20 protein-coding genes are annotated in these 20,284 nt (G+C 66.5%); 8 read left to right on the forward strand and 12 right to left on the reverse strand.

Annotated features, from left to right (window positions below):
* Positions 1–202 precede the first annotated feature (202 nt).
* The 4 genes from ACFOSU_RS17855 to ACFOSU_RS17870 are packed head-to-tail and all read left to right on the forward strand — an operon-like array spanning position 203 to position 3,652.
* A complete protein-coding gene (locus ACFOSU_RS17855; RefSeq protein ID WP_380691274.1) occupies positions 203–1,540 on the forward strand; it encodes a TRZ/ATZ family hydrolase in 1,338 nt (445 codons plus the stop codon).
* On the forward strand, positions 1,537–2,244 hold the full coding sequence (ubiG, locus tag ACFOSU_RS17860; RefSeq protein WP_380691275.1) for a bifunctional 2-polyprenyl-6-hydroxyphenol methylase/3-demethylubiquinol 3-O-methyltransferase UbiG: 708 nt from the start codon (positions 1,537–1,539) through the stop codon (positions 2,242–2,244). Before ACFOSU_RS17855 ends, ubiG begins: the two co-directional genes overlap by 4 nt.
* Complete coding sequence (locus tag ACFOSU_RS17865) at positions 2,241–2,912, forward strand: HAD family hydrolase (RefSeq protein WP_380691276.1); 672 nt, start codon at positions 2,241–2,243, stop codon at positions 2,910–2,912. The genes ubiG and ACFOSU_RS17865 overlap by 4 nt, the downstream gene beginning before the upstream one ends.
* A complete protein-coding gene (locus ACFOSU_RS17870) occupies positions 2,909–3,652 on the forward strand; it encodes an SDR family NAD(P)-dependent oxidoreductase (protein WP_380691277.1) in 744 nt (247 codons plus the stop codon). The genes ACFOSU_RS17865 and ACFOSU_RS17870 overlap by 4 nt, the downstream gene beginning before the upstream one ends.
* Here ACFOSU_RS17870 and ACFOSU_RS17875 read toward each other — a convergent pair.
* The 7 genes from ACFOSU_RS17875 to ACFOSU_RS17905 all read right to left on the reverse strand — a co-directional run bounded on the left by ACFOSU_RS17875 (position 3,649) and on the right by ACFOSU_RS17905 (position 9,401).
* Positions 3,649–4,353, reverse strand: coding sequence for an endonuclease III domain-containing protein (locus tag ACFOSU_RS17875; protein WP_380691278.1), 705 nt, complete (start codon positions 4,351–4,353; stop codon positions 3,649–3,651). The genes ACFOSU_RS17870 and ACFOSU_RS17875 overlap by 4 nt on opposite strands.
* Before the next feature lie 6 nt (positions 4,354–4,359).
* Entirely contained in the window at positions 4,360–5,103 is a 744-nt protein-coding gene (rluB, locus tag ACFOSU_RS17880; protein ID WP_380691279.1) for a 23S rRNA pseudouridine(2605) synthase RluB, read from the reverse strand.
* 22 nt (positions 5,104–5,125) lie between these two features.
* Positions 5,126–5,902, reverse strand: a complete 777-nt coding sequence (locus ACFOSU_RS17885; RefSeq protein WP_380691280.1) for a ferredoxin--NADP reductase — start codon at positions 5,900–5,902, stop codon at positions 5,126–5,128.
* 91 nt (positions 5,903–5,993) lie between these two features.
* Positions 5,994–6,770, reverse strand: coding sequence for an SMC-Scp complex subunit ScpB (scpB, locus tag ACFOSU_RS17890; RefSeq protein WP_380691281.1), 777 nt, complete (start codon positions 6,768–6,770; stop codon positions 5,994–5,996).
* Between the two features lie 5 nt (positions 6,771–6,775).
* On the reverse strand, positions 6,776–7,564 hold the full coding sequence (locus tag ACFOSU_RS17895; RefSeq protein WP_380691380.1) for a segregation and condensation protein A: 789 nt from the start codon (positions 7,562–7,564) through the stop codon (positions 6,776–6,778).
* A 94-nt stretch (positions 7,565–7,658) separates the two neighbouring features.
* Entirely contained in the window at positions 7,659–8,678 is a 1,020-nt protein-coding gene (gene trpS / locus ACFOSU_RS17900; RefSeq protein WP_380691282.1) for a tryptophan--tRNA ligase, read from the reverse strand.
* 84 nt (positions 8,679–8,762) lie between these two features.
* The gene (locus tag ACFOSU_RS17905; protein WP_380691283.1) at positions 8,763–9,401 is read right to left on the reverse strand and encodes an L-threonylcarbamoyladenylate synthase; all 639 of its coding nucleotides are present in this window, start codon (positions 9,399–9,401) and stop codon (positions 8,763–8,765) included.
* A gap of 164 nt (positions 9,402–9,565) precedes the next feature.
* Between ACFOSU_RS17905 and ACFOSU_RS17910 the strand changes: the two genes are divergently transcribed.
* The 3 genes from ACFOSU_RS17910 (at position 9,566) to ACFOSU_RS17920 (ending at position 12,307) form a co-directional block, all read left to right on the forward strand.
* Positions 9,566–9,865, forward strand: coding sequence for a YciI family protein (locus tag ACFOSU_RS17910; protein WP_380691284.1), 300 nt, complete (start codon positions 9,566–9,568; stop codon positions 9,863–9,865).
* 45 nt (positions 9,866–9,910) lie between these two features.
* Positions 9,911–10,177, forward strand: a complete 267-nt coding sequence (locus ACFOSU_RS17915) for a BolA family protein (RefSeq protein WP_380691285.1) — start codon at positions 9,911–9,913, stop codon at positions 10,175–10,177.
* An 84-nt stretch (positions 10,178–10,261) separates the two neighbouring features.
* On the forward strand, positions 10,262–12,307 hold the full coding sequence (locus ACFOSU_RS17920) for a TonB-dependent receptor family protein (protein ID WP_380691286.1): 2,046 nt from the start codon (positions 10,262–10,264) through the stop codon (positions 12,305–12,307).
* Positions 12,308–12,355: 48 nt separating this feature from the next.
* Here ACFOSU_RS17920 and ACFOSU_RS17925 read toward each other — a convergent pair whose 3' ends face one another.
* The 5 genes from ACFOSU_RS17925 to smc all read right to left on the reverse strand — a co-directional run bounded on the left by ACFOSU_RS17925 (position 12,356) and on the right by smc (position 19,693).
* Positions 12,356–12,757 (reverse strand): hypothetical protein, encoded by a 402-nt coding sequence (locus ACFOSU_RS17925; protein WP_380691287.1) that lies wholly within the window; start codon positions 12,755–12,757, stop codon positions 12,356–12,358.
* A gap of 81 nt (positions 12,758–12,838) precedes the next feature.
* The gene (locus ACFOSU_RS17930) at positions 12,839–13,132 is read right to left on the reverse strand and encodes a hypothetical protein (protein ID WP_380691288.1); all 294 of its coding nucleotides are present in this window, start codon (positions 13,130–13,132) and stop codon (positions 12,839–12,841) included.
* Between the two features lie 22 nt (positions 13,133–13,154).
* Positions 13,155–15,260, reverse strand: a complete 2,106-nt coding sequence (gene ligA, locus ACFOSU_RS17935; RefSeq protein WP_380691289.1) for an NAD-dependent DNA ligase LigA — start codon at positions 15,258–15,260, stop codon at positions 13,155–13,157.
* Positions 15,260–16,144, reverse strand: a complete 885-nt coding sequence (gene zipA, locus ACFOSU_RS17940; protein WP_380691290.1) for a cell division protein ZipA — start codon at positions 16,142–16,144, stop codon at positions 15,260–15,262. The genes ligA and zipA overlap by 1 nt, the downstream gene beginning before the upstream one ends.
* Positions 16,145–16,180: 36 nt before the next feature.
* Positions 16,181–19,693, reverse strand: a complete 3,513-nt coding sequence (gene smc / locus ACFOSU_RS17945; RefSeq protein WP_380691291.1) for a chromosome segregation protein SMC — start codon at positions 19,691–19,693, stop codon at positions 16,181–16,183.
* Between the two features lie 201 nt (positions 19,694–19,894).
* Here smc and queF point away from each other — a divergent pair, with 201 nt between their 5' ends.
* Positions 19,895–20,284, forward strand: coding sequence for a preQ(1) synthase (gene queF / locus ACFOSU_RS17950; protein ID WP_380691292.1), 390 nt, complete (start codon positions 19,895–19,897; stop codon positions 20,282–20,284).

Here is a 20,284-nt window from a genome sequence, read left to right on the forward strand (position 1 = left end):
GTCATTCGGCGACCGGAAAACGACATCCCAAGGACTGGCATTCGGTGCACGAACCGGCAGGAGCTGAGCGCTCCGACACAGGGCCGCACACCGTCGCGTAAAGCCGGTCATGTTAGCACAGGCGGTATGCCAAAAGAGCCCGACTACGCTAGAGTGGCAGCCATTCAGGCCTCCCACCGACTGCCCCCGGCAACGCTGCGCCATGAGCAAAATCGATACCCTCATTTGTGCGCGCTGGATCGTGCCCGTCACCGGCACCCAGCGCCTGCTCGAAAATCACGCCGTGGCCGTGCATCGCGGCGCCATCGAGGCGGTGCTGCCGATCGCACAAGCGCGGGAAAGATATACCCCCAACGAGACCATCGAGCTCGAATCGCACGTGCTGCTGCCGGGGCTGATCAATACCCACACGCATGCAGCGATGAATCTGATGCGCGGCATCGCCAACGACATGCCGCTCATGCCGTGGCTGACCGAGCACATCTGGCCGATCGAGGGCGAGTTCATGTCGCCCGAGTTCGTCGCCGACGGCACCGATCTCGCGATGGCCGAGATGCTGCGCTGCGGCACCACGTGCTTCAACGACATGTATTTCTTTCCGGACGTCGTCGCCGACCGGGTCGACCGGACCGGCATGCGCGCCGCCGTGGGCATGATCGTGATCGACTTCCCCACCGTGTGGGCGGCCAACGCCGCCGAGTATCTGGAAAAAGGGCTGGCCCTGCGCGATGCCTGGCGCGGCCATTCCCGCATAACCACGGTGTTCGCGCCGCATGCGCCCTATACCGTCTCCGACGAACCGCTGGCCAAGATTCGCACCTACGCAGACGAGATGGATCTGCGCGTGCACATGCATGTCCACGAGACCGCCTTCGAAGTCGCGGATGCGCTGGAAAAGAACGGCGAACGCCCGCTGGCGCGGCTCAAACGAATGGGCCTGCTCACGCCGAACTTCCTGGCCGTGCACATGACCCAGCTCAACGACGACGAAATTGCTACCTGTGCGGCGAACGGCGTGCACGTGCTGCATTCGCCGGAGTCGAACCTCAAGCTCGCCAGCGGCCTGTGCCCGGTACAGAAACTCATCGACGCCGGCATCAACGTCACCCTGGGCACCGACGGCGCGGCCTCCAACAACGATCTCGACATGATCGGCGAGATGCGTACCGCCGCCTTCATCGGCAAGGTCGCCGCCAACGACGCGGCGGCCGTGAGCGCCGACACCATACTCGCCATGGCCACCATCAACGGCGCCAAGGCGCTGGGACTGGACGACATTACCGGATCGATCACCCCCGGCAAGGCCGCGGACCTGTGCGCGGTTGATCTCGATGCGATCGAAACGCGGCCCACCTTCGACCCGGTTGCGGCGGTCGTCTACAACGCCTCGCGCGAGCAGGTCAGCGATACCTGGGTCGCCGGCCGCCGACTGCTCGCCGACCGTAAACTGACCACGCTCGACGAAGCCGACATACTGGCGCGCGCCGCGCGCTGGCAGACCACACTCTCGGGCCACGCCCGCGACAGGAACAATTCATGAGCTCCGATCAAGACGCCGAACTCGCGAAGTTCGGCCGCATGGCCGAACGCTGGTGGGACCCGACCGGCGACATGCGCCCGCTGCACGACATCAACCCGCTGCGCACCGACTTCATCGATACGCGCGCGCCCCTGAAAGGCAAGCGCGTACTCGACGTCGGCTGCGGCGCCGGCCTGCTCGCGGAAGCGATGGCCCGGCGCGGCGCTACCGTCACCGGCCTCGACCTCGCGCCCGAGCTGATCGAGGCCGCCAGGGTCCATGCCCGGGACAGCGAACTGGACATCGACTATCGCTGCCAGTCCAGCCGCGACCTGGCGATCGAGATGCCGGGCGCCTTCGATATCGTGGTCTGCTATGAAATGCTCGAGCACGTCGATGAGCCCGACCATGTCGTCGACGATTGCGCCCTGTTGAGCAGAGCCGGTGGCCAGCTGTTCTTCTCCACCATCAATCGCAACACCAAATCCTGGCTGTTGGCGATCGGGGCCGCCGAATATCTGCTCAACCTGCTGCCGCGCGGCACCCATGACTACGACAAGCTGATTCGCCCCGGCGAACTCGCCCGCTGGTGCCGGCACGCCGGACTCGAGGTGGCCGAGGTGGCCGGCATGCACTACAACCCGCTGACCCGCAGCGCATCGCTAGCGCAATCGCCGGACGTGAACTACTTCCTGCACGCCAGGCGCCCGGAGGCCGGCCAGTGAAGCGGGCGGTTCTGTTCGATCTCGACGGCACCCTGCTCGATACCGCACCGGATCTGGCCGGCGCGATCAACGACATGCGCGTCGAGCGCGGTCTGGAACCGCTGCCGCTGGCCGAACTGGCGCCGCTGTGTTCGTTCGGTGGCCGCGGCATGCTCGGCAAGGGCCTGGATCTCACCCCCGAGCACGACAGCTACAGCGCCACCTACGACGCCTTCATCGAGGCCTATCGCAGCCGTATGACGCGTGACTCGCGGCCCTACCCCGGCATGCGCGAGCTGCTGCGTGACGTCGCCGTCGCCGACACGCTCTGGGGTGTGATCACCAACAAGACCGAAGCCCTCGCCCTGCCCCTGATGGCACACATGGCTTTCGATCCGGCCCCGGCCTGCGTGATCGGCGGCGATACCGCTGGTGTGGCCAAGCCCGATCCCGCGCCCATGTATCTGGCCTGCGAGCGTATTGGCGTTGAGCCGACGCGCTGTATCTATATCGGCGACTCGGACCGCGACATCGCCGCCGGACGGGCCGCCGGCATGGCCACCATCGGCGTGGCCTACGGCTATATTCCGCCGGGCGACGATATCCACGGCTGGCGCGCCGACTGCGTGGTCGAATCCGTGGCCGAACTCCCGGCTGCCATTCAGCAATTGCAACAAAGAATCTCATGACCCAGAGCAAACCCCTCGCCGAACGCGTCGTATTGATCACGGGCGCCGGTGGCGGCATCGGCGCGGTCGTGGCGCGCGGCGTGGCCGCCGCCGGCGCTGAATGCGTGCTGGTCGGCCGGCGCGAACGCACGCTCAGCCCGGTCTTCGATGCGATCGTCGCCGACGGCAGTCCGGAACCGGCGCTGTTTCCACTCGACGTGACCAAGGCGGGCGAGGACGACTACCAGCGACTGGTCGACGGCATCCGCGCCGACTGCGGCCGCCTCGACGGGCTGGTGCATCTGGCCGCGCGTTTCGACGGCCTGATGCCGCTGGCCACGCACCCGATCGACGGCTGGCAGCGCATCATGCACGTCAATCTGACCGCCGCGTTCACGCTCACCCAGCTGTGCCTGCCGCTGCTGCAGGACGCCGGCGATGCTTCGGTGGTCTTCACCCTCGATCAGGCCGCGGCCCAGCCCAAGGCCTTCTGGGGCGCCTATGCCGCCAGCAAGGCGGGCCTGGCCGCGCTCGTGCAGATGTTCGCCATCGAGCATGCCCAGAGCGACCACCTGCGCTTCAACGCGGTCGAACCCGGCCCGCGCAAGACCGAGTTACGCAAGAAAGCGTTTCCGGCGGCCACCCATCTGGGCGAGCCGGTCGACAGCCTCGTCGATACCTATGTGCATCTGCTGTCCGGTGCCGCGCGCGGCACCACGGGTCAGATCATCGATACACAGGGCGCGGCGGCGCCCGCCTAGCCACCGGTAGCGGCGTCCGGCGCCGCCTTCAGCGCGCAGGCGCAGCGCGACGCCAGCACGCATTGGCCACAGTCCGGCGCGCGCTTGTGGCAGCGCTGTTTGGCGTGCGCCACGATCAACGCGTGCAGTTCGTCGTAGAACGCGGCGTCGGCGGTGGGCCCGGCGTGCTCGACCTGTTGCCGCAGGCGCTCGTAATTGCGTCGCCCGCGCCACCAGCCGTAACGCTCGAGGATACGAAACGCATAGGCATCGGCCACGAATGCAGGCCGCTCGAAGGCATAGAGCAGAATCACGTCCGCGGTCTCGAAGCCGATGCCATGCAGGGCGAGCAGTTCGCGTCGCAGCGCCGCGCTAGGCCACGCGGCCAGCGTCTCGAAGCCGCCGTTGTCGACAAACCACTGGCACAGCGCGCGCAGCCGCCGCGCCTTGACGTTATGCGGGCCGGCGCGCCGGATCAGTACGGGTAGATCCGCGTGCGCGAGCAGCGCCTCGGCGGTGAGCGGGCCGGCCTCGCGCAGCGCGGCGATGGCGATATCCACATTGGTCCACGCGGTGTGCTGGGTCAGCACCGCCCCGACGAGAATCTCGAAGCGCGGATTGTCGGCGTCCTGGGTCGGCCACCAGCGCTGCGGGCCGTAGGCGGTGGACAGATCATCATGGAACGCGCGCAGCGCTTGCGGCGTGGGGTCGCCGGCCGCCATTACCGGTCAGCGTTTGAGATCGACCAGCGCGGCCAGTTCGCGGATCTGCTTGCGATCGAGTTCGCGCCAGCCGCCGGCCTTGACGCCGCCGGGCAGTGCCACCGTGCCGAAGCCGGTGCGCATCAGGCGGGATACGGTCACGCCCTGTGAATCCCACAGCCGGCGCACCACGCGGTTGCGACCCTGGCGCACGGTGACCTCGAACCAGCGATTGCCGCGATGGGCATCGTCGGCCACCCGGATGGTGTCGAACCGCGCCATGCCATCGTCGAGCTCGACGCCGGCCAGCAGTCGATCGAGCATGGCCTCGTCCACTACCCCATGCACCCGCACCGCGTAGCTGCGCACGACTTCGTGGCTGGGATGTTCGAGCCGGCGCTTGAGTTCGCCGTCGGTGGTCACCAGCAGCAGCCCGGAGGTGTTGACGTCGAGCCGACCCACGGCCAGCCACCGGCCCGCACGCAGCTTGGGCAAGCTCTGGAAGATGGTCGGGCGCCCGCCCGGGTCGTTGCGCGACACGATCTGGTCGACGTGCTTCTTGTAGGCCAGCACGCGGCAGCGGATATCCAGGCGTTCGCCCAGATTGAGCAGTTTGCCGTCCATACGGATCTTGTCGTAGGGCTCGGCCTTGTCGCCGAGCGTCGCGACTTTCTCGTTGATGCGGATCCGCCCCGCCTCGATGACATTTTCGAGCTGGCGGCGCGAGCCGTAACCGGCCCGGGCCAGCATTTTCTGAAGACGTTCGGTCATGCGGTTTTCCGGCGCGTTTGCGCTATTTGGCCACGAAGGCGCGTTCGATCACGTAGTCGCCCGGCGCGCCGATATGCGGCGAAACCTCGAAACCGCGGGCATCGAGCAGGGCCGACGTATCGTCGAGCATGGCGGGCGATCCGCAGATCATCGCACGATCCTGCTTCGGGTCGAGCGCCTCCAGCCCCAGATCCTCACACAGCCGACCATTATCGAGCAGTGTGGTGAGACGGCCTTCGTTGCGAAACGACTCACGGCTGACCACGGGATAGTAGAGCAGTTGCCGCTGCACCAGGTCACCGAATATCTCGTCGTTGGGCAGATGTTCTTCGAACAGTTGCCGATAGGCGAGATCGTTCGCGTAACGCACGCCGTGGACGACGATCACGCGCTGGAAACGCTCGTAGGTCTCGGGATCGCGCACGATCGACAGATACGGCGCCAGGCCGGTGCCGGTGGCCAGCAGGAACAGATTGCGGCCCGGATGCAGGTCGGTGATCAGCAGCGTGCCCGTGGGCTTGCGGCTGACCAGCACCTCGTCACCTGCCTGCAGATGCTGCAGACGCGAGGTCAGCGGCCCGTCCGGCACCTTGATGCTGAAAAACTCGAGGTGCTCTTCGTAGTTCGCGGAGACGACGCTGTAGGCGCGCAACAACGGCTTGCGCTCGCCGGCGAGGCCGATCATCACGAACTGACCGTTCTCGAAGCGCAGGCTCCGGTCGCGCGTGGTCGTGAAACTGAAAAGCGAATCGTTCCAGTGGCGCACACTCAGTACGGACTCGGTGTTCAAGGCTGCCATCCAATCCCCATCGTTCGCCGCGTCGTGCGCGGCCTGTCTTTGCACTCACATGATGGGTGTGGACCGTCAAAATCCAACCCCGGCCAGGCGATCAGTGCAGTGGTCGCTCGGGGTCAGGCGAGTCTTCATCGGCCGCGTCGTCTTCCGGCGGCGCGCCGCGTTCGTCGGGCGCCGCGGCCTGTGCCGGGTCGGCGGCATCCACGTCGTCCGACGAGTTCTGGTCATCGGCCGCGTCGGCAGCGCCGGTCTGGAACCGCGCCATGGCTGCCTCCAGCGCGTCCAGATCCTTGATCTCGGGCAGGCTCGGCAGATCGGCCAGCCGCTTGACGCCGAAATCGTCGAGAAACTTGGGGGTGGTGCCGAACAGCGCCGGCCGGCCGGGCACCTCGCGATAGCCGACGACCTTGATCCAGTCGAACTCCTGCAGTGTCTTGACGATATTCGAGGACACCGACACCCCGCGCACGGCCTCGATATCCGAACGCGCGATGGGCTGGCGATAGCAGATCAGGGCGAGTGTCTCGAGCATGGCGCGCGAGAGTTTCGGCGGGCGCTCTTCCCAGAGCCTGGAGACCAGACCGGCATAGTCGGCGCCGACCTGAAAACGCCAGCCGCCGGCCACTTCGACCACATCCACCGCGGCTTCGGCGTAGCGTGCGCACAGCGCGTCGAGGGCCAAGCGTACATCCGCGCGCTCGACCGCGTGGGTGGTATCGAGCAGCCGGATCAGCTGGTCGATCGACAGCGGTGCGTCCGCGGCCATGAGCAGCGCCTCGATACAGTGCACCACGGCCTCGGGGACGACCGCTTCGTCGGTATTGTTGGGCCCCGCGACGGCCGGCTGTTCATTCGTGCTGGATTCGGACATCGGCGTCATCCGGGGTCGTCGACGGGTGGACCGGCCAGGCGCAGGCCCAGCGGTGCATAGGGCGTGTCCTGCTCGATACGGATCAGGGCTTCGCGCGCCAGTTCTAGAATCGCGAGAAAAGACACCACCACGCCAAGCCGACCTTCGCCGACCTCGACCAGCGCCACGAACGCGATATTCGCACCGCTGGACAGCCGCTCGAGGATCCGGCTCATGTGCTCGCGCACGGACAGGGTCTCGCGCTCGATACGATGCTCGGTGAACAGTTCGGCGCGGGTGAGCACGTCGCGCAGGGCCAGCATGAGCGCGCGCAGATCGGTTTCCGGTTCGGGACGATGAATATCCAGGCGCTCCGGGGCGTGCTGTACGAGGGTGAGTTCGCGGCCGACGCGCGGCCAATCCTCCAGTTGTTCGGCGGCCTGCTTGAACTGCTCGTATTCCTGCAGCCGGCGTACCAGTTCGGCCCTGGGGTCGTCGCCCTCGTCTTCTTCCACGCTGGGCTTGGGCAATAGCATGCGCGACTTGATTTCGGCGAGCATGGCGGCCATCAGCAGATATTCGCCGGCCAGTTCGATCGCCAGCTCTTCCATGAGATCGATATAGGCCATGTACTGCTGGGTGATGGCGAACACCGGGATATCGAGAATATCCAGATTCTGCTTACGGATCAGATACAGCAGCAGATCGAGCGGGCCTTCGAAGGTTTCGAGAAACACCCGCAGCGCATCCGGCGGGATATACAGATCGTCTGGCAGGGCGTCGACCGGCTCGCCTGCCACCCGGATCGCGGCCATCGTCTCGGCGGCGTCGGCCACGGCGTCGGCGCTGGCCGCGCTCACCGGCGCGGACCGGCCGGTCGACAGCGCAGGTTGGGCCGGCGCGCTGGCATCAGAGCGCGGGCAGAAAGCCGGTGGCGGCCATCGCCCGGTCGAGCGTGGGCGCGGCGCGCTGACGCGCGGCGGCGGCGCCGTGGGCGAGGATCGCGTCCAAACCCGTCGTATCCTGTCGGAACTCTGCGTAGCGCTGCTGCAGCGGCTCGAGAAAAGCGACCACGGCATCGGCCAGATCACCCTTGAGCGCGCCGTAGCCCTGCCCTGCGTAACGCGCCTCGAGATCGGCGATCGATTCATCGGTGACCGCCGAGTAGATCGACAGCAGATTCGATACGCCCGGTTTTTCGGCCTCGTCGAAGCGCACCTCGCCGTCCGAGTCGGTCACCGAGCGCTTGATCTTCTTGACCACCTTCCTGGGCTCGTCGAGCAGCTTGATCACGTTGGCCTCGACGTCGTCGGACTTGGACATCTTGGCGGTCGGATCGCCCAGGCTCATGATGCGCGCGCCCACCTCGGGGATGAACGGTTCGGGCACCGTGAATATCGCTTCACCGGCGCGCGTGTTGAAGCGCTCGGCCAGATTTCGGGCCAGCTCCAGATGCTGTTTCTGGTCGTTGCCCACCGGCACGGCGTCGGCCTGATAGAGCAGGATATCGGCGGCCATGAGCACCGGATAGTCGAACAGCCCGGCGTTGATGTTCTCGGCGTTCTTGGACGACTTGTCCTTGAACTGGGTCATCCGGTTGAGCTCGCCCATCGCGGTATGACAGTTGAGCAGCCAGGCCAGCTGGGCGTGCGCCGGCACGTGCGACTGCACGAACAGCGTGGCGCGCTCGGGATCGACACCGGCAGCCAGATACAGGCACAGGAACTCATGGCAGCGCTCACGCAGCATGGCCGGGTCCTGACGCACGGTGATCGCGTGCATGTCGACCAGCGCGAACAGGCAATCGTGACTGTCCTGCAGCGCCACCCAATGCTTGAGCGCACCGATATAGTTGCCGAGCGTCAGCTCGCCGGACGGCTGGATGCCGGACAGGACGATGGGCTTGGCAATCTCGGAACTCACGGGCATTGGCCTGGCTGACACATGAACAAGCGCGACAGTATACGAAAGCTCGCCCGGTTATTGGGCGCGGGCGCTCGAATCCGCCAAGAATCAGGCGTCGACCGGTTCCAGCCCGAGTGCTTCGGCGCTGCCCTTGCCCATGCGCAGGATCTGCGGCACGTCGCCGGTGAGATCGACGACCGTGGTCGGCTCGACGCCGGTGGCGCCGGCGTCGACGATCAGATCGAGTTGCCGGTCGAAGGCCTCGCGCACGTCCATGGCCTCGGACAGCGGCAGTTCGTCGTCGGGCCGCTGCGCGGTGACCGACATGAACGGAGAATCCATGGCCTCGGCGATGGCGCGCGCCACCGGATGGCCGGACACGCGGATGCCGATGGTCTTGCGCTTCGGGTGCGCCAGCCAGTTCGGCACCACCTTCGAGGCCGGCAGCACGAACGTATAGGCGCCGGGCGTGGCAGCCTTGAGCAGGCGAAAACTCGCGTTCTCGACCTTGGCGTAGGTCGCGATCTCGGACAGATCGCGACAGACCAGGGTGAAGAAATGCTCGCGCCCGAAGCCGCGCATCTGGCGGATACGATCGATCGCGCTCTTCTCGCCCATGCCACAGGCCAGACCGTAGGAAGAATCCGTGGGATAGGCGATCACGCGGCCCGTGCGCAAGGCATCGGCCGCCTGCGCGATGCGGCGCGGCTGCGGGGTTTCGGCGTGTACGTGGATCAGATCGGCCATGCCCAATCATACCGCGTGCGGCGTATTTCGGCGCGCCTGTGTGCATTCTGCATGGCCGAGCGCCCCGCGGATACGGCACACTACAACCGTCATATCCGTCCTGACCGGGCGCTCGCGGCCGATGCCGCGCATGCCGACGGTTCAACGACCACAGGAACTGCACCATGGATTATTTCGCTATCGTGTCCTTCGACGTCGCCGAGAGCAGCGACGGCCGTGCCAAGGCGGGCAAGGAACATCGCGCGCGGCTCGAGCAACTCAGCGAAGAAGGCCGCCTGCTCACCGCCGGCCCGCTGCCGCGCGAGGACGCCTACGGCAAGGTCATCGATGGCTTCCAGGGCAGCATCATCGTCGCCCAGTTTGACAGCCTCGAGGATGCACGCGCCTGGGCCAAGGTCGACCCCTACAACGCCGAGGGCGTGTACATGGAAACCACGGTCTACCCCTACAAGAAGGTCTTCTGAGCTGCGCGTCCATCGAGCACAGACACACCACGACAGGAACACCAGATGAGCGACCGCATCATGCGTATCCGCGCAGCCCTGCAACAAGGGCTGGATACCGACGACATTGCCATTCGCGACGACAGCCATCTGCACGCCGGCCACGCGGGCGCGCAAACCGGACTCGGCCATTTCCACGTGACCATCCGCTCGCGCTACTTTAGTGGCAAGTCGCCGATCGACCGCCACCGGCTGGTCTACGATGCCCTGGGGCCCCTCATGGAAACCGATATCCATGCCGTATCGATGCGCGCGATGGCACCCGAAGAATGATAGTGACCTGACAATAACGGCCTGACGCCGGCATACTGGGGAGGGGGAACAGTGAAAACAGGGAGCACGAACCGACGGCTGGCTATGGCCGTTGCAGTACTGGCCTGCGGCGGCGCGCACGCCCAGAGTGATACGGACACAGCCGCCGATACGTCGCTCGGCGCGCTGGCACCGATCCGGGTCGAGAGCGTACGCCTGAACAGCGAAGTGCTCACCACCCCGGCTGCTGTGGACGTCACCGATGGCCAGGATATCAAGCAGGGCCGGCGCAAGGCGCAGCTGGATTCCGCGCTCAACCGCACCCCCGGCGTCTATGCCAACAACGGCAGCAACTTCGCCCAGAACCTGCGCGTGTCGATCCGTGGTTTCGGCGCCCGTTCGGCGTTTGGCGTGCGCGGCGTGCGCGTGCTCGTCGACGGCATCCCCGAGACCCTGCCCGACGGCCAGGCCCAGACCGACAGCATCGATCTGGGCGCCATCGAACGCCTGGAAGTGCTGCGCGGGCCGTTCTCCGCGCTGTACGGCAATGCCACCGGCGGCGTGATCGATATCACCACGACCTCGCCCGACGCCGGCCCGGTCGATCGCACCGAACTGACCGCCGGCAGTAACGGCTATCGCCGCGAGGAAGTTTCCTCGGCGCGCCGGCTGGACGGCTGGGGCTATGCCATCACCGCCTCGCAGCTGGATCTGGACGGTTATCGCGAACACGGCGAGGTCAAGAAACAACAGGTCACCGGCAAGCTCGAGAAGGATATCGGCGCCACCGGCACACTGCGCCTGGTCACCCGTATTCTCGACGCGCCCGACACGCTCGACCCCGGCGGTGTCGACCTGGCCACCGCACGCGCCAATCGGCGCGGCGCACGCGATGCCAATATCGATTACGACGCCCGCCAATCGGCGTCACAGCAGACCGTCGGCCTGGTCTACGAGGATCAGCTGTCAGAACAGCAGTCCTACCAGGCGAATCTGTTCTATACCAACCGCGATTTCATCCAGTATCTGCCGTTCGAGGACGGCGGCGTGGTCGCCTACGACCGCGATTTCTTCGGCGGCGGCCTTCAGACCACCCGCTTCGACAGCGTCTTCGGTCACGAGAACCAGCTGGTGGCCGGCGTCGACGTCCAGGTGCAACAGGACGACCGCGAACGCTTCGCCAACGATCTGGGCAGCAAGGGCGAGCGCGGCGTCAACGAAGACCAGACCGCGACCAGCGTCGGCGTGTTCGCCCAGAACGTATTCTCGATCACGCCGGATTTCGATCTGACCACCGGCCTGCGCTACGACTATCTGGATTTCGATATCGACGACAACTTCCCGGTCTCGGCCGGCGATCCGGACGACTCCGGCGGGCGCAGCTATCACGAGCTCTCCGCCAACGCGGGCTTGAGCTACGCCTGGATCGAAGGCCAGCGTGTATACGCCAACGTTGCCAACGCCTTCGAATCACCCACCTTCACCGAATTTGCCAATCCGAGCGGCAACGGCGGCTTCAACGACAGCCTGCAGCCCCAGAAAGCCACCCAGTATGAAATCGGCGCCAAGGGCGCGTTGTTCGATCGCGCCCGCTATCAGATCAGCGCCTTCTGGATCGACGTGCGCGACGAACTGGTGGTGTTCAACAACACCGGCGCGCGCGATTTCTACGAGAATTCCGGCAAATCGCGCCGCAAGGGCATCGAGGCGAAGGTGGACTACCGGTTCACCGACGATCTGTCGGCGACCGTCGCCTATACCCTCGCCGACTTCGAATACCGCGAGTTCGTGGACGTCAACGGCAACGACTACGCCGGTCGGGAGCTGCCCGGACTGCCCGAGGAAACACTATTCGGGGAACTGGCCTGGCGCCGCGACAACGTCGGCTACGCGGTGCTCGACATGCGCTATGCGAGCAGCTTCTATGCGGACAACGCCAATACCGCAAAGATCGACCACGCCTGGATCTTCAACGGCCGCGTCGGCAAGACGGTGCCCGGCAGCGACGACAAGCTGGATGTCTATCTCGGCGTCGACAATATCTTCGACGAAGTCTATTTCGACAATATCCGGATCAATGCCTTCGGCGGTCGCTACTACGAGCCCGCACCGGATCGCAGTTTCTATGCGGGGCTCGCGTACCAGCTGTGAACTCGGCTGGCGCGCCGGCCAGCTCGGTTGCGGGCCCCGGCCGGCGTGCTATGCGTCCTGAATGAAGGCCTCGAGCAGCGCCTGATTCAGCTCATCGAGACTGACGATCCGCGAGGATGGCTGCTCGGCGGCGCCGCGCGCCTTGTGGCGCAGCACCACCAGCGGCTGATAGGCATCGAATTCGGCCATGTAGAAGGCAACGGTCGGATCGCGGTCGAGTTCGCCCGGGCCGTGAATGCCGCAGCGCACGACCGACCACTCGGTGTCGTGCTCTTCGCGGTACTGCCAGTCGCCCTGCGCCGCCGCCTGCTCGAACACCGGCGCCGCCACGTCCCTGACCGCGGCGCGCGCGCGTTCGGCGATCGCCTCACGGCGGTCTGCCAGGCGCTTGTTCGCACCGAGTTTTGACTGCACTTCGTCGGTGGTGACTTCAAGCCAGCTTCGCGCCACGGGGTCGCACCTTCAGGGGAAACAAATCGGCGGCCAAGCGTAAGCGGTGGCGTCGCCCCGCACAAGCCGGATGGCGCCGCTTCAGCCGGCCTTGGGCTGGCGTGCGCGGCGCGTGCCGTCGGTATCGGGCACGTCGTAGCCGCAGCTGGCGCGCGCACGGCCGGCCGCATCGACCATGCGCGACAGCGCGGCCTGGCGCTGCTCGGCGGGCATGCCGCGATCGAGCTCCGACTGCGCGGCGTCCGCCGTGCGCTCAACCGCGTCGAGATCCCGAGCACACTGGCTGTCGTTTGCCTCCACGAGCAGACTGGCACAGCCGCCCAGGCTCAGGACCAGCAACGGCAGGGCCAGCGTAGCGATACGAACAGATGTCATCGGATGGTCAGTGTTGTTGTATTCATGCATCGCCGTGTTCGGCGAGCAAGGCCACGAAGGCCGCCTCGTCGAGCAGCGTGACGCCCAGTTTTTCTGCCTTGTCGCGCTTGCTGCCGGGGCCTTCGCCCACGACCACGTAGTCGGTTTTTTTCGACACGCTGGAGGTCACGCGCGCGCCCAGCGCCTCCAGCCGCGCGCCGGCTTCGTCGCGGGTCAGCGATTCCATGCTGCCGGTGAGCACGAATGTCTGGCCGGCCAGCGGCTGCGGCGACTGGTCGACGTCGACCGTCGGCCAGTGGACACCGGCCTCGACCAGCGCCGCGATCACATCGACGTTGCGCGGCTCGTCGAAGAAATCGGCAATACAGGCGGCGACCCGGCTGCCAACGCCCGGCACCGCCTGCAGACCTTCGGCGGTCATGATCCGTGCGCGCGCTGCGGCGTTGTCCGGCTCCTGTTCCTGCGCGCTCGCGAGGCGTTGCATATAGGCCTGTGCTTCGGCCCGCAGCGCATCCAGCGTGCCGAAATGACGAGCCAGATCGCGGGCCATGGTCTCGCCTACTTCGCGAATACCCAAGGCAAATATGAAACGTTCCAGCGTCGTCTGCTTGCTGGCCTCGATCGAGGCCAGCAGATTGGTCACGGATTTCTCGCCGTAGCCGTCGCGCTCGACCAGCGCCTCGCGGTGCGCCTTGAGCGAGAAGATATCGGCGGGCGACTCAAGCAGCTCCTCGTCGACGAACTGTTCGATCTGCCGATCGCCCAGGCCCTCGATATCCAGCGCTCGGCGCGAGGCGAAATGCTTGAGCGCTTCGCGGCGCTGGGCGGCACAGACCAGACCACCAGTACAACGCGCAACCGCCTCGCCTTCGACGCGTTCGACGTGCGAGCCGCAGACCGGGCACGCCGCGGGCAATTCGATCACCGTGGCCGACTCACCGCGCTCGGCGACCTCCTTGACCTCCGGAATCACGTCGCCGGCACGGCGCACGACCACCCGGTCGCCGATACGAATATCCTTGCGCGCGATCTCGTCCATGTTGTGCAGGGTGGCGTTGGATACCGTCACCCCGCCGACGAAGACCGGTTCCAGCTTGGCCACCGGGGTGAGCGCGCCGGTGCGCCCGACCTGAAACTCGACGCTGTTGAGCCGGGTCGTGGTCTCCTCGGCGGGAAACTTGCGCGCGATCGCCCAGCGCGGCGCGCGGGCAACGAAACCCAGCTCCGAGCGGGTAGCCGCATCGTCCACCTTGAACACGCAGCCGTCGATTTCGATATCCAGTTCGGCGCGGCGCTCGGCCATGGCGGCGTAATAGGCCGTGCAACCTTCAAGACCGTCGACGCGTTGTACGTAGGCGCTGATCGCAAAGCCCCAGTCAGCCAGCTGCGTGAGCTGATCGAGCAGGCTACCGGGCAGTTCCACGCCGTCGACACGGCCGATGCCATAGGCCATGAACGCCAGCGGCCGGGTGGCGGTGATCCGGGAGTCGAGCTGGCGCAGGCTGCCGGCGGCGGCGTTGCGCGGGTTCACGAACGGCTTCTGGCCGTCTTTTTCCAGGCGCGTATTGAGTTCGTTGAAGCGTGATCGCGCCAACACGACTTCGCCGCGGATCTCGATGAAATCGGGCGGCGTGTCGGTGGCCAGGCGCAGTGGCAGGTTGCGGATGGTGCGCGCGTTGGGGGTGATGTTCTCGCCGGTGACGCCGTCGCCGCGCGTGGTGGCCATGCGCAGCACGCCGCGCTCGAAGCGCAGATTGAGCGCGGTGCCGTCGAACTTGGGCTCGGCGCAGTAGGCCAGGGCCTTGCCGTCGACGGCGGCACGAGCGCGCCGATCGAACTCGGCCAGTTCGTCGTCGTCGAACGAGTTGCCCAGCGACAGCATGGGCGTGGCGTGATCGACCGCCTCGAAGCGCTCCGACGGCGGTGCGCCGACGCGCTGGGTCGGCGAATCCGGCGTCACCAGCTCCGGGTTTTCGGCCTCGATCTTCTGCAGTTCGCGCAGCAGGCCGTCGTATTCGGCGTCGCTGACGGTCGGATTGTCGTCGACGTAGTAGGCATGGTTATGTGCGGTGAGCGTTCGCGCCAGCTCTTCGGCGCGCGCGGCCGCCCTCTTCTCCTGTGCGGCCACTACCGCCGCTTCGCGATCTTCGCCCGTCGATCGAAATCGGCGATCTGATCGAGCATGTACTGCGCCGTCTGCGCCTTGAGCAGGGCGCGCTTGTCGTCGAGCACGTCGCCATCGAGCGCCTTGGCAATCACGTTGGCGGTTTCCATCATGTCGCGCATGGCCGGCGCGCCGTCGATGGGCCCCGGCAACACCAGGAAGAACGTCAGGCCCGGAGTGGCCAGATGATCCTGATCCACCGGATCGAGCGTGCCGGGCTTTAGCATGTTGGCAACCGCAAACACCGATTCCGGCAGGCCGTTGGTCTCGGTCACGCGGTGATAGATATCGTTGAGGCCGAACTTGAGTTCCTGGGCCTGCAGCACGGCGTGAATATCCGGGCCGTCGAAGAAACGGCCGTCGGGGCTGGCGACATGCAACAGGAACAACTGCTGGTCGCCGTCGGCCGGCGGGCGCTGCGGACGAATATTGTCGACACGCTCCACGCTGGGCTCGGCCGGCGCCGACCCGGGCGCTGAAGCCGTGGCCGGCGCGGGCGCCGGCTGGGCGGGTGCCGCGGACTCGGGCTGTGCGTAGGCGCCCTGCTTGTACGCACGCCACGAGGCCTCGGCCGCTTCGTCGGACAACTCGTGCTCCGGCGCGGACGCCGCGTCATCACCGCCCTGGGCGTCCGAACCGCTCGCGGGTGCGTCCGGTGACAACGTACGCACACCCACGACGTAGGAGTCGCCGCCCAGTGCTTCGCCGCGATCGAGGGCGGCGTCGTCAGCGGGATCTTCCTCCATGCCTTGCCAGGGATCGCCACCGGACTGCCGGCGCAGATACCAGTAGGCGCCGGCGACGACGGCGATCACGAGAAACAAAAGCAGCCATTGCACGATAGACATAGGCGATCGGTTGTGAGTGTGGATGTACGACCGGGTTCAACCGGCCATGTCGAGAGCCTGTTCGATATCGACACTGACCAGCCGCGAGACGCCAGGTTCCGCCATGGTCACGCCGTGCAGCTGTTCGGCCAGCGACATCGTCAACTTGTTATGCGTGATCACGATGAACTGAACCTGGGACGACATGCGCCGTACCAGCTCGCAGAAGCGTGACACGTTGGCATCGTCCAGCGGTGCATCGATTTCGTCCAGCATACAAAAAGGCGCGGGATTGAGTTCGAACAATGCGAATAATAACGCAACCGCGGTCAGTGCCTTCTCTCCACCCGAGAGCATCTGGATCGAGGCATTGCGCTTGCCCGGCGGGCGCGCCATCACGCGGATGCCGGTAGCCAGCCAGTCGTCTTCGGTGAGTTCGAGTGCCGCTTCGCCGCCGCCGAACAGCTCCGGGAACATTTCCGCGAAGCGCGCGTTGACCTGTTCGTAGGTGGCCTTGAAGCGACTGCGCGTCTCGCGGTCGATCTTGGCGATGGCCTCGTCGAGGGTCGCCAGCGCGTCCGACAGATCGGTGTGCTGGGTCTGCAGATACTGTTCGCGCTCGGCCTCGGCGTCGTATTCCTCGATCGCGGCGAGGTTGATCGCGCCCAAGCGTTGAATCCGGCGTTCGACGGCGTCGATATCCTCGCTCCAGCGCGCCACCTCGGCGTCTTCGGGCAGACGCTCGATCAACGCCTGCGGCGTCTCGCCGAGCTCTTCGAGCTGCTCGGCCACGCCGGCGCGGCGCACGCCGGCGGTCTCGACGTCGATTCGGGCCTGCTGCAGGGATTCACGCACGGCATCGACCTGTTGCTGGGCCTGCATCAGCGTCTGCGCATGGCGCTGCAGCGCGTCTTCGCTGGCTTTCAGGGCATCGCGCGCGGCGCGCAGTTCGCGTTCGGCCCGGTTCTGGGCTTCCACGGCCGCTTCGTGCTCGCCGGCATCCGGCGCCGCGCCGTCGCCCTCTTCCTGTGGCTCCGCGTCGAAGGCGGCCAGCCGTTGCGCCAGTTCGTCGCGGGTGCTCTGCGCGTCGCTCAGGCGCGTAGCAACGCTTTCACGGCGCCCGGCCAGCTGAGTGAGGCGGGCATCGATGTCGCGCAGGGCGCGCTCTGCCTGTTCGAAGCGGGCGCGCGTGCTGTCCCGCGTTTTACGCGCTTGCGCGAGATCGGCCTGGGCCTGCTGGCGGGCGCTGCTGAATTCGTCGGCGGCGACAACCAGGGACTGCACGGTGGCTTCCAGTGCCTCGTTGTCGGCGACGGTCGCCGCGATCTGTTTGTCCAGATCGGCCAGCTCGGTATCGATTTCCGCGCGCCGGCGCTCGACCTGCTGGGCGCGCATGCGTTCGCCCTGCTGGCGGGCACGCGCGGCCTCGAGCGTACGCCGCTGCTCGGCGATCTGCTGATCGAGCTGCTGGCGCTGCTCGCGTGTCTCGCTGCGCTGTTCGTTGCGCTGTTCGAGCGCTTTTTCATCGGCCTCGAAGCGGTCATTTTCCTGCGCGATACGCGCCGACAGATCCTTGATCCGGGCCTCGCGCTCGAGCACGCCTTTCTCGACCGCCTCACTGGCGGGGGTCACGAGCGTCGCGGCGCCCACGCAGCAGCCGTCGAGGGTAACCAGGCGCTGCGCCTCGCCCAGTTCGCCGCGCAGGGCCAGCGCCTGTGCCAGGTCGTCGACCACGAATACCCGCGCCGCCAGCGCACGAATCGCGGCCGGCGCCTCGATACCTTCCGCGAGATTGCGGGCGCCGGCCAGCGCCGGCAACGCCGTGTCGGGACTGGTCTCGTCGGCCGCCGCCTCGACCAGCGTGAGCGGCGTCTCCGGCCAGTCGTTGGCGGTCTGTGGCAGCGCCTCGACCACGAAGCCCCGCAACCAGGCGCCCAATGCGGCTTCAGCGGCCGTCTGCCAGGCGCTGTCGACGCGTACGCGGCGGGCCACACCGGTGGCCCCGCCCAGCCCCTGCGCTTCAAGCCAGCGCCCTACCGAGGCGTCGTCTTCGCGCAGCACGGCCTGCTGGAGTTTCTTCTCGGAGGCGAGGCGTGCGCGATTTTCAGCCAGTCCCGTGCGCAGCGTGGCCAAGGCGTTCTCGGCGTCGGCGATCTCCAGACGCAGGCGCTCGTCGCGCTCGGCGGTCTCCAGCGCGCTGTGTTCGTCGGCGGCCAGCTGCTCGGCGCGCTGGTGGATATCGTCGTCGGCGGCCGCGAGTGCTGCCGTGTCGACGTCGTCGAGCCCTTCGCGCTCGCTTTGACGTGTATCGCGGCGCCGGCTGAGCTGGGCGGCGCGCTCCTGGCCGTAGCGCACACGCGTGCGCTCGGCGTCCAGCTGCTGAACCGGATTGTGTTCGGCGCTGTTGTGCGTGTCCCAGGCCTGTTCGGCGTCGCGCGCGGCCTGGTCCGCGCCGTCGCGCGCCGTCTGTGCGTCCTTGAGCTCGGTTTCCGCCTGGGCACGCTGTGTCCGCGCATCCGCGATCTGCTGCCCGGCGTCCTCATCGGCGCGCCGATCTTCGGCGGCGCGTTGATCGAGCCGCTCGATACGGTCGGTGAGCTCGGCCCGTTCGCGCGCCCGCAGCGTCTGCAGTTCGCGCGCATGGGCCAGTTGCTGGGCGATACGGCCGGCGCGCGCCTGGGCGTCGTAGAACGCGCCCTGCTGGGACTGGACCTCGGCCATCGCGCTCTGCTGGGCGCGGGTGTGCTCGTCGCGCGCGCTCTCGGCAGTGCGCAGCGCGGATACGGCCTCGCGCAGGCTGTCTTCATGGCCGCGCAGCTGTTGTTCCGCGGCCTCGACCTGGCGATTCTGTGCGGCCCAGCGCAGGGCCAGCAGTTCGGCCCGCAGGCGCCGCTCCTCGGTCTTGAACTGCTTGTATTTCTCGGCGTTGGCGGCCTGGCGCTTGAGCACCCCCAGGCGCTGGCTGACTTCGCCGATGAGATCGTTGAGGCGATCCAGGTTCTCGCGCGTGTGACGAATCCGGTTCTCGGTTTCGCGCCGGCGTTCCTTGTATTTGGAAATACCGGCAGCTTCCTCGAGTACCTGACGCATATCCTCCGGCTTGGCCTCGATCAGCCGGTTGACCGCGCCCTGCTCGATCACCGCGTAATTGCTGCGCCCGCCCAGGCCGGTACCGAGGAACAGGTCGATGACATCGCGTCGGCGCGATTTCGTGCCGTTGATGAAATAGCGCGAGCCGCCGTCGCGCGACAATTCGCGCTTGATCGAGATTTCATTGAAGGCGCCGTACTGGCCGGCGAGCTTGCCTTCGCTGTTGTCGAACTTGAGTTCCACCGAGGCACGGCCCACCGGCTTGCGTGCCTTGGAACCGTTGAAGATGACATCTTCGAGGGCTTCGCCGCGCAGCTGACGCGCGCTCGATTCGCCGGTTACCCAGCGCACCGCGTCGATGACGTTGGACTTGCCGCAGCCGTTGGGGCCGACCACGCCGGTGAGGTTGGAAGCCAGCGACAGAACCGTAGGGTCGACGAACGACTTGAAGCCCGCCAGCCGGATCGTGGTCAGCCGCATGACGGGCGGGCTGCAACGATCGGCGCAGGCAAGGACAGCGCAGATGGGGACGACTGGCGTTGTTGACGAACCCGACGCACATCGGCCTCCGCTTTATCGGTCTTGAGTCGATCGGCCGTGACGTCCAGCACGTCACGGCAAGCTAAGCGGGCTAGTGTAACCTACCGCCTTTCAAAGCCTGCAGCCGACGAGGTCCGACTCATGTCGACCCAGCCAAACCGTGATCTCGATACCTTCCCGAACCCCGAACCGCAGCGCGATTACACCATCCGCATGCGCATTCCGGAGTTCACCTGCCTGTGCCCGAAAACCGGTCAGCCGGATTTCGCCACCATCCATCTCGAGTATGTGCCCGAGGCGGCGTGCGTGGAACTGAAATCGCTCAAGCTCTATATCTGGTCGTTTCGCGACGAAGGCGCTTTTCACGAGGCGGTGACCAATCGGATCCTCGCGGATCTGGTGGCGGCCACGAACCCGCGCTTCATGCGTGTGCGCGCGGACTTCTGGATGCGCGGCGGCATCGATACCAGCGTGATCGTCGAACATCGCGCCGACAACTGGCATCCCGGCACCGCGGTTGCGCTGCCCTGA

Source organism: Salinisphaera aquimarina (genome assembly GCF_042643355.1).
Lineage (GTDB): Bacteria > Pseudomonadota > Gammaproteobacteria > Nevskiales > Salinisphaeraceae > Salinisphaera > Salinisphaera aquimarina.

What these genes read in the sequence shown, in the direction of transcription:
- ACFOSU_RS17855 (WP_380691274.1), top strand. Translation starts at nt 203, where the DNA reads ATGAGCAAAATCGATACCCTCATTTGTGCGCGCTGGATCGTGCCCGTC.
- ubiG (WP_380691275.1), top strand. Translation starts at nt 1,537, where the DNA reads ATGAGCTCCGATCAAGACGCCGAACTCGCGAAGTTCGGCCGCATGGCC.
- ACFOSU_RS17870 (WP_380691277.1), top strand. Translation starts at nt 2,909, where the DNA reads ATGACCCAGAGCAAACCCCTCGCCGAACGCGTCGTATTGATCACGGGC.
- ACFOSU_RS17875 (WP_380691278.1), bottom strand. Translation starts at nt 4,353, where the DNA reads ATGGCGGCCGGCGACCCCACGCCGCAAGCGCTGCGCGCGTTCCATGAT.
- rluB (WP_380691279.1), bottom strand. Translation starts at nt 5,103, where the DNA reads ATGACCGAACGTCTTCAGAAAATGCTGGCCCGGGCCGGTTACGGCTCG.
- ACFOSU_RS17885 (WP_380691280.1), bottom strand. Translation starts at nt 5,902, where the DNA reads ATGGCAGCCTTGAACACCGAGTCCGTACTGAGTGTGCGCCACTGGAAC.
- scpB (WP_380691281.1), bottom strand. Translation starts at nt 6,770, where the DNA reads ATGTCCGAATCCAGCACGAATGAACAGCCGGCCGTCGCGGGGCCCAAC.
- ACFOSU_RS17895 (WP_380691380.1), bottom strand. Translation starts at nt 7,564, where the DNA reads ATGGCCGCGATCCGGGTGGCAGGCGAGCCGGTCGACGCCCTGCCAGAC.
- trpS (WP_380691282.1), bottom strand. Translation starts at nt 8,678, where the DNA reads ATGCCCGTGAGTTCCGAGATTGCCAAGCCCATCGTCCTGTCCGGCATC.
- ACFOSU_RS17905 (WP_380691283.1), bottom strand. Translation starts at nt 9,401, where the DNA reads ATGGCCGATCTGATCCACGTACACGCCGAAACCCCGCAGCCGCGCCGC.
- ACFOSU_RS17910 (WP_380691284.1), top strand. Translation starts at nt 9,566, where the DNA reads ATGGATTATTTCGCTATCGTGTCCTTCGACGTCGCCGAGAGCAGCGAC.
- ACFOSU_RS17915 (WP_380691285.1), top strand. Translation starts at nt 9,911, where the DNA reads ATGAGCGACCGCATCATGCGTATCCGCGCAGCCCTGCAACAAGGGCTG.
- ACFOSU_RS17920 (WP_380691286.1), top strand. Translation starts at nt 10,262, where the DNA reads ATGGCCGTTGCAGTACTGGCCTGCGGCGGCGCGCACGCCCAGAGTGAT.
- ACFOSU_RS17930 (WP_380691288.1), bottom strand. Translation starts at nt 13,132, where the DNA reads ATGACATCTGTTCGTATCGCTACGCTGGCCCTGCCGTTGCTGGTCCTG.
- zipA (WP_380691290.1), bottom strand. Translation starts at nt 16,144, where the DNA reads ATGTCTATCGTGCAATGGCTGCTTTTGTTTCTCGTGATCGCCGTCGTC.
- smc (WP_380691291.1), bottom strand. Translation starts at nt 19,693, where the DNA reads ATGCGGCTGACCACGATCCGGCTGGCGGGCTTCAAGTCGTTCGTCGAC.
- queF (WP_380691292.1), top strand. Translation starts at nt 19,895, where the DNA reads ATGTCGACCCAGCCAAACCGTGATCTCGATACCTTCCCGAACCCCGAA.